The following is a 14,171-nucleotide window of genomic DNA, read 5'->3' as shown; positions in this document are numbered from 1 at the left end:
TCCAGTTCGCCCAGCGAGTCACGAATCTGCGCGGTGTCCCCGGCCTGGCGCTCGGCGCCGTCGTGCAAGCCGCTGCTCAGTTCGGCGAGGGCGCGACTGCTGCCGGCCACTTCCTGGGCATTGCCGCGAATAGTGCCCACCAGGTCCGCCAGGTAGGCGCGCAAGCGGTTCAGTGAGGCTTCGATATCGTGCAGTTCGCGATTGGTCTTGCCCAGGGCGATCGGCTGGCTGAAGTCGCCTTCGCCCCAGGTCGACAGGGCCGGCGCCAGGTTGGTCAGCACGCGCGCCAGGCGCCGTTGCAAGGTGTCGATCAGCAGCGCAATCAGCAGGATCAAGCCGATCATCACGCCCTGCATCACGCGCACTTCGCCCTGGATAATGGCGTGTTGTGCGCGCACCACCGGCTCAAGACCGGCGATGGCCTGTTGCACCGCGCTGATTTTCAGATGGGTGGCGGCGGCCAGGTCGGCGCGTTTCTGGATCTGCTCGCGGGTGCGCTGGAGTTCGGCGGGGTAGCGGGTCAGCAAGCTGTTGAGTTCGCGCTTGAGGTCGACGCCGGTGTCCTGGGCTTCGGTTTTTTCGCTGTTTTGCAGGCCCATCAGGGCGGAAAAATCGTCGGTGTTGGATTCGGTACTGGTTTTGACGCCGAGCAAGGGCAGTTGCTCCAGCAGGTCAGCCTGGCTGCGGATACTGCCGACTTCGCGCTCCACGTCAGCGGCCAGTTCCGCGCGTCCGCTGCTCACCAGTTTGTCGCGCGCCAGGGACAGTTTGCCCAGATGCTGGGATGCGGCCAGCAGCGGCGGCAGATAACGCGCTGCTTCGGGGGCGTTCACGCCCATGGCGTACTGGCCCAATTGCTCCAGGTTCGCGCCCAGTTCGCGTTCGGCTTGCAGCAACAGGGCTTGCGGGTCGCCGGCCAACTTGCCGGCGGCGAGCAGGTCGGTTTTGCTGAAGGCGTCCAGCTCTACCAGGCTGGGGCGCAGATTTTGCGCCAGCTCGGCGGGCAATTCATTCAGGTCCCGCAGCAGGTTTTCCAGGCTCTGGCTGGCGCTGCTCAAGCGCAGGGCGTCGCCGCTGGCCAGGTAGTCGTCGATATTGCGCGCGGCCTGGTTCTGAAAGCTCTGCGACAGCCCCAGGTAGCGTTCCATCAATAGATACGGGCGTTCCAGCGCGCGTTGCGACCACCACAGCGTCGCCCCGAGTGCCAGGCACACGGCCACCAGAAGAAGGGTATTGAGATTGGTCAGCAGCTTCAGGCGCATGCGGGGTTTCAACCGACAGCAAAAGGTAAGTGCCTGAAGTTATTGCATTTACATTACAAAGTTATGACGGAATCAGTGGATTCCGGTGAAAAGGTGGCACTTTGCTTTGATGTGCGCGCGGCCTGTACACGATTGCGTCCTGCGCCCTTGGCGCGGTACAGCGCTTCGTCCGCCTGAGCGGCCATCATCAAGCTGTCGGAGTCATCGCACAGCTCCACCAGCCCGGCGCTGAAGGTGCACCATAAGTCCTGGGGCTGGGCCGGATAATGGATTTCGGCAAAGCGCCCACGGATCTCGTCCAGCACTTTGCAGGCCGACTCCAGGTCGGTGTCGGGCATCACAATGGCAAATTCTTCACCGCCGTAGCGCCCGATATAGTCGGTCTTGCGCAACCGCTGCTTGAGAAACAGCGCCAGGCTCTTGATCACGCGGTCGCCCATGGGGTGGCCATGGCTGTCATTGACGCGCTTGAAGTGGTCGATATCGAGCATGGCAAAGCTCAGCGGCTTGTTCTCGCGGCGTGCGCGGAAGCTGCAGTCTTCGAGCAGTTGCAGGATATGGGTGTGGTTGTACAGGCCGGTCAGGCTGTCGCGCACCATCCGCGCCTTGAGGTGGCGTGCGCGGGCCGCGCGGTTACGCACGGTGGTGATCAGGTGGCGTGGCTTGATCGGCTTGGTGAGGAAGTCGTCGCCGCCTTCACTCATGGCATCCAGCTGTTTATCCAGGTCATCTTCGGCCGACAGGTAGATGATCGGCACGCTCACATAGCGGTCGTTGTGGCGGATCACCTTGGCCAGCTCGGTACCGGTGCACGCGGGCATATACATGTCGAGGATGATCAGGTCGGGCTGGAAATCCGCCAGCTCGGCCATGGCCTGGATCGGCTCGATCAGGGTGCGGGTGACGATGCCGGCGCTGTTGAGCAGACGCTCGGTGTGCAGCGCCTGGGCCCGTGAGTCGTCGATGATTAGCACTTTGTAGGGTTCGTACTGAGCGACGCAGGTCAGCACTTCGATCTTTTCCAGCAGGCTGGAGGCTTCCAGGGTGCCGGTGAGGAACTCCTGGCCACCGGCGCGCACGGCCGCCAGTCGGGTTGGGGTGTCGGTTTCGTGCAGGCTGAAAAACAGCAGCGGCAGCTTGTGCTCCAGGCCTTCCTGGGCTTCGGCGGCGAGCTTGAGGCCCAGGCCTGCGCCGCAGAAATCCACGTCCATCACAATCGCCGACGGCAAGCGCTCGGCCATCGATGCACGAAATGCCGCCACGCTGTCCAGCGACTGCGCGCTCAGGCCAAAAAATTCCAGCTGCTTGGCCAGGCGCTCGGCGCGGTCGTGATCGGCCAGCATCACGTAGATCGGCTTGCGCATCGGCGGCAGGAGCGTCTGTTCCAACTGGTCGCCTTGACGCAGGCCGGTGCGGGACAGGCGCTGCATCAGGCGGTTGAGTTCGGTGATCAGTTGGCTGCTCAGGCGCCCGCGGTTTTCGTCCACGGCCTTCAGCGACTCGCCAATATGGCGCGCCAGCTGGCCGTGCTCCGGTTGTTCAAAGCGCTCGGCAAAGCGCAGCAGGCGCAGGTTGGCTTCGCTGAGTTCGCTGAAGTCGGCGTTCGACCATTCGCTGCGTTGCAGGCGCTGCCAGATCTCAAGAATTTGACGTGCCTGATGAATTACCCGCTGGGCAAAGTGCTGCTTGAGACGCTCACGGCTGGGGTCTTCTGACTCGGTCATATCCTGACTGCTAGTAAGGGTGCATGCTGAGATCGAAAATGATGGCTCTATGCTAGCACCTCTTTCGAATCGCATCAGTGTCATACATCAATTAACTGCGCATATCCCGACATTCAGTTGATGACCGGCCGGTCGCGCAGCGTAAAAAGCGTGCATCCTTTATAGTCCAACTCCCCAGGCGCGCCAGTTTGACGAAAAGCCCCGCATTGGCTGGCACGATGGGGTAGGGTTGCTGTCGGAGTGTGTGAACGCACGCCGCCTTTTAAAGTGCATGAACTCAAGTGATTGAAAGGATATCGCCATGCTGGACTGGAAAAACCGTGCAGGCAGTGCCAAAGGCCCCGCCCCTGAGCCCAAGTCGGCCAACCGCAGCTATTTTCGTACTCTGCTGATGAGCCGAGCGGTGCTCAGCGTGCTCGGCCTGTACCTGTTGGTCACCGGCGCCCTGGGCTGGTACTGGAGCGAAGAGCCGGCGCTGTTCCCGGTCCAGCAAAACGCCCAGCTTGCCGCCGAGAAGGAAGGCAAGCAGATGGTGGTGGGCTACACCACCGTTGAAACCCTCAAGACCGTGGTCGGCACCTTGCTGAACAAGCCCGGCGGCTATATTTCCAACGACCGTTTCCCGCCAGGCCTGTGGATGGACAACATGCCCAGCTGGGAATACGGCGTGCTGGTGCAGGTGCGTGACCTGACCCGCGCCCTGCGCAAGGACTTTGCCCGCTCCCAGTCGCAATCGGCTGAAGACGCCGACCTGGCCAAGGCCGAGCCGCGTTTCAACTTTGACAACAAGAGTTGGGTGCTGCCGTCCAGCGAGTCCGAATACCAGGAAGGCATCAACTCCCTGAACCGTTATGAAGCGCGCCTGTCCGACCCGAACCAGCGCGGCGCGCTGTTTTATGCGCGTGCCGACAACCTGAACAACTGGCTGGGCGATGTCGCCACCCGTCTGGGCTCATTGTCGCAACGCCTGTCGGCCAGCGTCGGTCGGGTCAAGTTGAACACCGCACTGAAAACCGAAGCCCTGGCGCCGGGTGAAGTGCCGCAGGTCGATGAAGAAGTGGTGGAGACGCCATGGATGCAGATCGACAACGTGTTCTACGAAGCCCGTGGCCAGGCGTGGGCGTTGTCTCACCTGCTGCGCGCCATCGAAGTCGACTTTGCCGACGTACTCGCCAAGAAAAACGCCACCGTCAGCGTGCGCCAGATCATTCGTGAACTGGAGGCCTCGCAGGAACCGGTGTGGAGCCCCATGATTCTGAATGGCAGCGGCTTCGGTGTGCTGGCGAACCACTCGCTGGTGATGGCCAACTACATTTCCAGGGCCAACGCTGCAGTGATCGATTTGCGTCAGCTCCTCAACCAGGGTTGATGATGGACGCCGCTCAGAAGGAGGCCGCCCACCGCGCGGCCTCCGATGCCGAACTGATCTGCTGGGTCGACGAGCAGGACAACCTGCTCGGTCACCTTGTCCGGTCTGACCTTCGCCAGCGCGGCCTGATCGGCCGCTGCACCTTTATCTTCCTGTTCAACACCCGAGGTGAGCTGTGTGTGCATCGGCGCACCTTGAGCAAGGCGCTGTACCCAGGTTTCTGGGACACGGCGGCCGGTGGCATGGTGGCGGCGGGGGAGAGTTATGCCCAGTCGGCGCAGCGGGAATTGGCTGAAGAACTCGGCGTGAGCGGGGTGGAGCTGGTCGAGCACGACCACTTTTATTTTGAGGATGGCGATAGCCGCCTGTGGTGCATGTCCTACTCCGCCGTGTGGGATGGCCCCCTGCACTTGCAGCCTGAAGAAGTCATGGAGGCGCGCTTTTTACCCATCGAAACGGTGCTGCAAGAGGCTGCGCAAAAGCCTTACTGCCCGGATGCTCAAGAGGGCTTGCGGCGCTATCTGGCCTTGCGTCGCTAAACTTGCATGAATTGGCGCCATTTGGCTCTTAGCAACTTCGCTTTTTGCCGTTACACTGCGCGACTTTTCACCCGAGCCGCCTTGGCGACTCGGTAGCGCTGCCCCTGCCTGAGTGGGGCTTCGCGGTCGGTGACGCTTGGCGCGCCGATCAGTCTTCATCCTCCCAAGAGGATTGCCGGTGGCCAAAAAAGCCGCATCCTTCGCCGCCCTTGGTGGCCTGGTATTTTCCACCGATGCAGGTCGACACTGCCCGGACTGTCGTCAGCCCGTGGGTTCGTGCACCTGCAAACAGACCCTGATCCCTGAAGGCGACGGTATTGCCCGCGTGCGACGCGAGAGCAAGGGCCGTGGCGGCAAGACGGTGACCACCATCACCGGCGTGCCGCTGGCTGAAGAGGCGCTGAAGGAACTGGCCACCGCGCTGAAAAAGCGTTGCGGCACCGGTGGCGCGTTGAAAGACGGGGTCATCGAGATCCAGGGCGATCACGTCGAACTGCTGTTGGCCGAGCTGATCAAGCTGGGTTACAAGGCCAAGAAGTCCGGCGGCTGACAGCCGCTTCCCAACCTGTGTCTAAACTCTGTCCTGCGAGTGGGGTCTGACCTTCTTACAGGCAAATCGTCATTTTCATTCTTTAGACTGCGCCAGCCTCCACGAGGGGTGGCGCCTTCGCCTTCATTTATAGGGGACTTCGATGTCCGTACGACGCACACGCAAAGACGATGGCAGCCAATGGACAGTTGCGGACAGCCGCAGTGTTTACGGGATTCGCCATTGGGGGGCCGGATATTTCGCGATCAACGACGCCGGTCGCGTTGAAGTCCGTCCGAACGGCCCGAACAGCACGCCCGTCGACCTGTACGAGCAAGTCGACCAGTTGCGCAAAAGCGGCCTGTCGTTGCCATTGCTGGTGCGCTTTCCCGATATCCTGCAAGACCGCGTGCGCCAACTGACCGGCGCCTTCGATGCCAACATCGAGCGCCTGGAATACCAGAGCAAGTACACCGCGCTGTACCCGATCAAGGTGAACCAGCAGGAAGCGGTGATCGAAAACATCATCGCCACCCAGAACGTGTCCATCGGCCTGGAAGCCGGTTCCAAGCCCGAGTTGCTGGCCGTGCTGGCCCTGGCGCCGAAGGGCGGCACCATCGTCTGCAACGGTTACAAGGACCGTGAATTCATCCGCCTCGCGCTGATGGGCCAGAAGCTCGGCCACAACGTGTTTATCGTGATCGAGAAGGAATCCGAAGTCGGCCTGGTGATCGAAGAGGCCGCCAGCCTCAAGGTCAAGCCGCAGGTCGGCCTGCGTGTGCGCTTGTCGTCGCTGGCGTCGAGCAAGTGGGCGGACACCGGTGGCGAGAAGTCCAAGTTCGGCCTGTCGGCGGCGCAATTGCTGTCGGTGGTCGAGCGTTTCCGCGCGGCCGGCCTGGACCAGGGCATCCGCCTGTTGCACTTCCACATGGGCTCGCAGATCGCCAACCTGGCCGACTACCAGCACGGCTTCAAGGAAGCCATTCGTTACTACGGCGAACTGCGCAACCTCGGCCTGCCGGTGGATCACATCGACGTCGGCGGTGGCCTGGGCGTGGATTACGACGGCACCCACTCGCGCAATGCCAGCTCGATCAACTACGACATGGACGACTACGCCGGTGTGGTCGTGGGCATGCTCAAGGAATTCTGCGACGCGCAGAGCCTGCCGCACCCGCACATTTTCTCCGAAAGCGGCCGCTCCCTGACCGCGCACCACGCCATGCTGGTGGTGCAGGTCACCGACGTGGAGAAACACAACGACGAAATCCCAAAGATCGAGAACAAGGAAAGCCTGCCGGAAACCGTGCAATGGCTGGTGGACCTGCTCGGCCCCACCGATATCGAGATGGTCACCGAAACCTACTGGCGCGCTACCCACTACATGAGCGACGTGGCCACCCAGTACGCCGACGGCAAGCTGACCCTGGCCGAGAAAGCCCTGGCCGAGCAATGCTACTTCGCCGTGTGCCGCCGCCTGCACAACTCGCTCAAGGCTCGCCAGCGCTCGCACCGCCAAGTGCTGGACGAACTCAACGACAAGCTGGCCGACAAGTACATCTGTAACTTCTCGGTGTTCCAGAGCCTGCCGGACACCTGGGCGATCGGCCAGGTGCTGCCGATCCTGCCGCTGCATCGCCTCGACGAAGAACCACTGCGCCGTGCCGTGCTGCAAGACCTGACCTGCGACTCCGACGGCAAGATCAAGCAATACGTCGACGAGCAGAGCATCGAGACCAGCCTGCCGGTACATGCCTTGAATGAAGGCGAGGACTACCTGCTGGGCATCTTCCTGGTGGGTGCCTACCAGGAGATTCTGGGCGACATGCATAACCTGTTCGGTGACACCGACTCGGTGAACATCTACCAGCGTGAAGACGGTTCGGTGTACAGCGCCGGGATCGAGACCCACGACACCATCGAAGACATGCTGCGCTACGTGCACTTGTCGCCGGAGGAATTGATGACGCATTACCGTGACAAGTGTGCGAGTGCGAAGATCTCGGCGTCTGAGCGCACCCAGTTCCTGGATGCGCTGCGTCTTGGCTTGACCCGCTCCTCCTACCTGTCCTCGTAACATCAACTGATACAGATTTAAAAATGTGGGAGGGGGCTTGCTCCCGATAACGGTATATCAGCAACAATTTAGTTGCCTGACACTCTGCTATCGGGAGCAAGCCCCCTCCCACATTTGGATTGTATTTCTTCAGTTAGCTCCCAGCCAAAGCCCTTGGCGATTCAGCCGCCAGGCAATCGCCCACAGCGTCAAACTGCGCACCGCCATGAACAGCAGGAAAGTTATCCACAGCCCGTGGTTGCCCAGCCCCTGCAACGCCCAGGCAATCGGCAGCACCAACAACACCGTCAGCACCATCCCATTGCGCATTTCGCGCGCGCGCGTTGCGCCGATAAACAAGCCATCGAGCAAATAACTCCACACCGCAATCAACGGCAGTACCGCCAGGTAAGGCAGGTAGAGGTCAGCCGTTTCGCGCACGCTGGGGATATCGGTTTGCATGGCGATAAACACGTGCCCGGCCAAGGTAAACAACAGCGCAAAGCCAACGCTGGCGATCAGCGACCAACCGCCGGCCACTACCAGCGAGCGGCGCAGGGCTTGGCGGTCTCGGGCGCCGATGGCGTGCCCGCACAGGGCTTCGACGGCGTGAGCCAGGCCGTCCAGGGCATGCGCGGTCAGCAACAGCCCATTGAGCAGCAAGGCATTGGCGGCCACCGTGGCATCCCCCAGGCGTGCGCCTTGTACGGTGATCATAAAGAACACCGACTGCAGCGCCAGGCTGCGGATAAAGATGTCGCGGTTTACCGCCAGCAGTGGGCGCCAGCTGTGCCACCGCTTCAACGCGGCCCAGGCGATATGGCCGGGGTAGGCGCGCAGGGCTTTTTGCGTGAGCGCCAGGCCGAGCAGGGCGCCGGTCCATTCGGCGATCACCGAGGCGCGGGCGGAGCCGACCACGCCCCAGTCCAGGCCGAGGACAAACCACAGGTTCAGCGCAATATTCACCAGGTTGGTGGTCAGCAGGATCGCCAGCGGTGCGCGGGCGTTCTGCGTGCCGAGGAACCAGCCGACCAAGGCATAGCTGGCCAGCGCGGCGGGCAGGCCGAACAGACGCGTGTGGAAGAAGTCGCGGGTCAGTTGGTTCAATTCGGGCGAGGGCTGCATCCATTCCAGGGCCAGGTGGCTCAGCGGAATGCCCACGGTGCCGAGCAGCATCGCCAGGCCCAGCGCCAGCAGCAAACCTTGCAACAGGATCTGCCGCAGTGCCGCGCCATCATTGCGCCCGGCGGCCTGGGCGGCGAACCCGGTAGAGCCCATGCGCAAAAAGCCCATGGCCCAGGCAAGGAAGGTATACAGGCTGGCCCCGACGGCCACCGCGCCCAGTTGATGGGCGTGGGGCAAGTGGCCGATGACCATGCTGTCCACCAGCGCCACCAGCGGCACGGAGATATTCGACAGAATCATCGGCGCGGCCAAAGCCCATACACGGTGATGCGTAGGGCGGTCGCGCCAGTCAGTCAGTAAGGTGGGCATGCGGGCTCCTTGGGGGAGCGGCATTGTACCCGGCCATCAGCCGCGCAGCAGGGCGAATGTGGGAGGGGGCCTCCCACATTTTGATCTTCGCAGGCTGTGGGATTTGGCTTGGCTTCAGGCTCCTCCAGAACAAACCCACCCTCCGTCGGTCAATGTGACCAGCGCCACATCGGCCTTACCCCGGCTGATATATAGTTCACCCCCCGGTTCCCTCTGACGATGAGTGCCCCATGCTTAACAAAGGACTGTTTCTCGCTTGCGCGCTGGCCCTGCTGAGCGCCTGCGATTCCTCCGACAAACCCGCCGCTCCCACCGCTCCTGCGGCGGCGGCGACCACCGCGCCGAAACCGGTCAAGGCCGCGGTGGATGTGGCGGCGTTGAAGCAGCGTTATGCCGGGCGTGAGTTGAGCGTGGTGGACGTGTCCGAGGTGCAGTTGGACGGGGCCAGCACGCTGTCGGTGAGTTTCTCGATCCCGCTGGACCCCGATCAGAAGTTCGCCGACAAACTCCATCTGGTGGACAGCAAGTCCGGCAAGGTCGACGGCGCCTGGGAGCTGTCCGACAACCTGATGGAGCTGCGCCTGCGCCATCTGGAACCCCAGCGCAAATTGGTGTTGACGGTGGATGCCGGGGTCGAGGCAGTCAATCAAAACAAGCTCGCCGCCGAATACACCTCCCGCCTGGAAACCCGCGACCTGCAAGCCACTGTCGGCTTCGCCAGCCGTGGCACGCTGTTGCCGACGCGCCTGGCCGAGGGCCTGCCGGTGATTGCGTTGAACGTCGACAAGATCGACGTCGAATTCTTCCGTATCAAGCCCGAATCGCTGCCCTCGTTCCTGGCGCAGTGGGGGCGCAATACCAGCCTGCAAAGTTATGAGTCCCGCGAATTGCTGCCGCTGGCCGACCTGGTCTATGGCGGCCGCTTCGACCTGAAACCTGCACGCAACACCCGCGAAACGCTGTTGCTGCCGATCGCCGGCCTCAAACAATTGCAGCAGCCGGGGGTGTACCTGGCGGTGATGCGCGCGTCGGGCACCTACAACTATTCGCAGCCGGCCACGCTATTTACCTTGAGTGACATCGGCCTGTCGGTGCATCGCTACGCCAATCGTCTGGATGTGTTCACCCAGGCTCTGGACGGCGGCAAGGCGCTGGACGACGTGGCCCTGGAAGTGCTCGACGCCGACGGCCGAGTGGTCGGCCAGGGCAAGACCGAAAAGGGCGGCCACGCGCAGCTGCCGTTGCCGAAAAAAGCCCAGGTGCTGCTGGCCAAGCAGGGCGAGCAAACCAGCCTGTTGCGCCTGGACAGCGCGGCGCTGGACCTGGCGGAGTTCGATATTGGCGGCCAACCGTCGCACCCACTGCAGTTTTTTGTGTTCGGCCCGCGCGACCTGTACCGCCCCGGCGAAACCGTGCTGCTCAATGCGCTGCTGCGCGACAAGGACGGCAATGCAGTCAAGCCGCAACCGGTGAGTGTCGAGGTGCGCCGCCCCGACGAACAGGTCAGCCGCAAGTTTGTGTGGGACGCCGACGCTTCCGGCCTCTATCAATATCAATTGCAACTGGCCGGCGAAGCACCGACCGGGCGCTGGCAGTTGGTGTTCGACCTGGGCGATGGCAAACCGCAATTGTATGAATTCCTCGTCGAAGACTTCCTGCCCGAGCGCCTGGCGCTCGAACTCAAGGGCAGCGACACGCCGCTGAACCCAGCGCAGACCGCAGTGATTCAGCTCGACGGGCGCTACCTCTACGGCGCGCCGGCCGCCGGCAATCGGGTCAGCGGGCAAGTGTATGTGCGGCCCTTGCGTGAAGCGGTCAAGGCGCTGCCGGGCTATCAATTCGGCTCCGTCACCGAAGAAGAACTGAGCCAGGATTTCGAACTGGACGAGGGCGTGCTGGATGCCAAGGGCCAGGAAAAAATCATCCTGGAAAGCAAATGGGCCGAGGCCAAGTCGCCGCTGCAACTGATCGTGCAGGCCAGCCTGCAGGAGTCGGGCGGACGCCCGATTACCCGACGCCTGGTGCAACCGATCTGGCCGGCGGAGCAGATGCCGGGCCTGCGTGGGCTGTTTGACGGCACCGAAACCAATGGCGATGGCCCGGCGGAATTCGAAGTGCTGCTGGCCAACCCGGACGGGCAGAAACTCGCCGCGCAGAACCTTAAGGTGCGCCTGGTGCGCGAGCGCCGCGACTACTACTGGAACTACTCGGACAACGACGGCTGGAGCTACCACTACAACGAGAAATTCCTCAACCTCGACGAACAGAGCCTGAACATCAAGGCCGGCGACACCGCCAAGGTCAGCTTCCAGGTGGAGTGGGGGCCGTACCGCGTCGAGGTCGAAGACCCGCAGACCGGCCTGGTCAGCAGCCTGCGCTTCTGGGCCGGTTACCAGGCCCAGGACAACACCGAAGGCGGCGCCGTGCGCCCCGACCAGGTCAAGCTGGCGCTGGATAAACCGGCGTATGGCGACGGCGATACCGCCAACGTCACCGTTACGCCGCCGGCCGCCGGTAAAGGCTACCTGTTGGTGGAGTCCGCCGAAGGGCCATTGTGGTGGCAGGAAATCGAGGTGCCGGCCGAAGGCAAAAGCTTCGCGGTGAAGCTCGACCCGAAATGGTCGCGCCATGACCTGTACGTGAGTGCGTTGGTGATTCGTCCCGGCGAGCGCAAAGCCAATATCACCCCCAAACGGGCGGTTGGCTTGCTGCACCTGCCGTTGGATCGCACCCAGCGCAAACTGGGCGTTACCCTCACCGCGCCGGAAAAAATGCGTCCCAAGCAGCCGTTGACGGTGAAAGTCGCGGCCAAGAATGCCGATGGCAGCGTCCCCAAACAGGTGCATGTGCTGGTAGCGGCAGTGGACGTGGGCATCCTCAATATCACCCAATACCCGACGCCCGATCCCTACGCCAGCCTGTTCGGCCGCAAGGCCTATGGCGTGGACCAGTTCGACATCTACGGCCAACTGATCGAAGCCGGCCAGGGCCGTCTGGCCAGCCTGGCCTTTGGCGGTGATGCCGCGCTGGCCAAGGGCGGCAAGCGCCCGGACACCAGCGTGACCATCGTCGCCCTGCAAAGCGCGCCGGTAGCCCTGAATGACAAGGGCGAGGGCGAAGTCAGCGTCAATATCCCCGACTTCAACGGCGAACTGCGCCTGATGGCCCAGGCCTGGAGCGAAGATCGCTACGGCATGGCTGAAGCCAGGACGGTGATTGCCGCGCCGCTGATCGCCGAGCTGTCGGCGCCGCGCTTCCTCGCGGGTGGAGACCAGACCAGCCTGGCGCTGGACCTGTCCAACCTGTCGGGCAAGGCGCAGAAACTCGACGTGCAACTGAGCGCAGACGGCCAGTTGGAGCTCGTCAACGGTGGCGCGCAAACCGTCGAACTCAAGCAGGGCCAGCGCACGACGCTGCGTATTCCGGTCAAAGCCTGGGGCGGTTTGGGCCAGGGCAAGGTGAAAGTGACGGTCAACGGGCTGGACCTGCCGGGTGAAAGCCTGCCGCCGTTCAGCCGGGAGTGGGCCCTGGGTGTGCGTCCTGCGTACCCCGCGTTGCTCAAGCAGTATCGCGCGGTGCTGAAAAGCGAACCCTGGAGCTTGCCTGCCGCCACCCTTGAGCAATTCGATACCTCGGGGCGCGAAGCGCTGCTGAGCCTGTCGAGCCGGCCGCCGTTGAATCTCGGGGCGCAGATCAAGGCGCTCAAGGCCTACCCATACGGTTGCCTGGAGCAAACCGCCAGCGGCCTGTACCCGTCGCTGTATGCCGACGATGCGTTGCTCAAGCGCCTGAGCATCAAGGGCGAGCCGGATGCCGAGCGCAAACGCAAGATCGAACTGGGCATCGAACGCCTGCTGGGCATGCAGCGCTACAACGGCAGCTTTGGCTTGTGGGGCGCCGATGGCGAGGAAGAATATTGGCTGACCGCCTACGTCACCGACTTCTTGCTGCGTGCCCGCGACCAGGGTTTTGCCGTGCCGGGCGACGCGCTGAAAAAGGCCAGCGAGCGCCTGTTGCGGTATGTGCAGGAGCGCAACCTGATCGAGGTCGATTACAGCGACAATGCCGAACACACGCGCTTTGCCGTGCAAGCGTATGCAGGCATGGTGTTGGCGCGCAGTCAGCAGGCGCCGCTGGGGGCGTTGCGCAGTATTTTCGAGCGCCGCAGCGATGCGCGTTCCGGGTTGCCGCTGGTGCAGTTGGCCGTCGCCCTGCAAAAAATGGGCGATCAGCCGCGTGCGGACCAGGCCTTGCAGGCCGGCTTGGCGGCGCAGCGCAGCGCCAAGGAATGGCTGGCCGACTATGGCAGCCCGCTGCGTGACCAAGCGATGATCTTGGCCTTGCTTGAAGAAAACGATCTGGCCAAGGGCAAGCGTGAAGAGCGCCTGTTTACGCTGTCGGACCAATTGGCGGCCAGCCCGTATTTGTCGACCCAGGAGCGTAATTCGCTGTTCCTGGCCGGGCGGCTTGGGTTCGCCCGGCCTGAGGCAAACTGGCAAGTATCCCTGACCGGCAGTGGCGGCGTACGCGAGTTGAATAACCAACAATCGACGCTGCAACTGGACGACAAATTGCTCTCCGACGACCTGAGCCTGAGCAATCAGAGTGACACGCCGGTGTATCAGCAACTGACCATTTCGGGTTACCCCCAGGTGCCACCGGCGCCGGGTGGCGAGAACCTGAGCATCCGCCGCGAATACCTGGGCATGAATGGCCAGCCGCTGAACCTGCGCAACCTCAATAGCGGCGACCTGGTACTGGTGCATTTGGCGGTCAGCGCCAAGCAGCGTGTGCCGGATGCCTTGGTGGTCGACCTGCTGCCCGCCGGCCTGGAGCTGGAAAACCAGAACCTGGCGCAAAGCGCCGCCAGCCTGGAAAACGCCAGCAGCCAAGTGAAGGAGTGGCGTGAGTCGATGCAGAACGCGGCGCTCAAGCATCAGGAATTCCGTGATGATCGCTACGTGGTGGCGATCAACCTGGACAGCGATGGCACCACGCACCTGCTGTACCTGGCGCGTGCGGTGACACCGGGCACTTACCGCGTGCCGCCGCCGCAGGTGGAGTCGATGTACCGGCCGAACTGGCAGGCGGTGGGAGAGACCCCGGCGGATCTGGTGATCAAGGGCCGCTGATACTTCAGCTTGGAATGAAGATGAATGTGGGAGGGGCGGTGCGACGATTCGACTGGCTCCCTCCCA

General features: G+C 62.8%; 7 protein-coding genes. 5 read left to right on the top strand and 2 right to left on the bottom strand.

Annotated features, from left to right (window positions below; translation table 11 throughout):
• Positions 1-1,315: 1,315 nt before the first annotated feature.
• The gene (locus AB4N98_RS09365) at positions 1,316-2,986 is read right to left on the bottom strand and encodes a response regulator (RefSeq protein WP_017527878.1); all 1,671 of its coding nucleotides are present in this window, start codon (positions 2,984-2,986) and stop codon (positions 1,316-1,318) included.
• Between the two features lie 391 nt (positions 2,987-3,377).
• On the opposite strand from AB4N98_RS09365, the gene AB4N98_RS09360 reads away from it, so the two are divergent.
• From AB4N98_RS09360 to speA, 4 genes are all read left to right on the top strand, one after another.
• On the top strand, positions 3,378-4,355 hold the full coding sequence (locus AB4N98_RS09360; protein WP_370671257.1) for a DUF2333 family protein: 978 nt from the start codon (positions 3,378-3,380) through the stop codon (positions 4,353-4,355).
• Positions 4,356-4,357: 2 nt separating this feature from the next.
• Positions 4,358-4,894: an NUDIX hydrolase gene (locus AB4N98_RS09355; RefSeq protein WP_065879411.1), complete on the top strand. Its 537-nt coding sequence runs from the start codon at positions 4,358-4,360 to the stop codon at positions 4,892-4,894.
• A gap of 178 nt (positions 4,895-5,072) precedes the next feature.
• Positions 5,073-5,444: a translation initiation factor Sui1 gene (locus AB4N98_RS09350; RefSeq protein ID WP_017527875.1), complete on the top strand. Its 372-nt coding sequence runs from the start codon at positions 5,073-5,075 to the stop codon at positions 5,442-5,444.
• Between the two features lie 142 nt (positions 5,445-5,586).
• Positions 5,587-7,500, top strand: coding sequence for an arginine decarboxylase (speA, locus tag AB4N98_RS09345; protein ID WP_017527874.1), 1,914 nt, complete (start codon positions 5,587-5,589; stop codon positions 7,498-7,500).
• 129 nt (positions 7,501-7,629) lie between these two features.
• Here speA and AB4N98_RS09340 read toward each other — a convergent pair whose 3' ends face one another.
• Positions 7,630-8,973: an MATE family efflux transporter gene (locus tag AB4N98_RS09340; RefSeq protein WP_017527873.1), complete on the bottom strand. Its 1,344-nt coding sequence runs from the start codon at positions 8,971-8,973 to the stop codon at positions 7,630-7,632.
• A gap of 230 nt (positions 8,974-9,203) precedes the next feature.
• Here AB4N98_RS09340 and AB4N98_RS09335 point away from each other — a divergent pair, with 230 nt between their 5' ends.
• Entirely contained in the window at positions 9,204-14,105 is a 4,902-nt protein-coding gene (locus AB4N98_RS09335) for an alpha-2-macroglobulin family protein (RefSeq protein ID WP_460149387.1), read from the top strand.
• Positions 14,106-14,171 lie beyond the last annotated feature (66 nt).

It is taken from the genome of Pseudomonas sp. S3_E10, from assembly GCF_054667615.1.
This window is presented reverse-complemented; position numbering and strand designations above follow the sequence as displayed.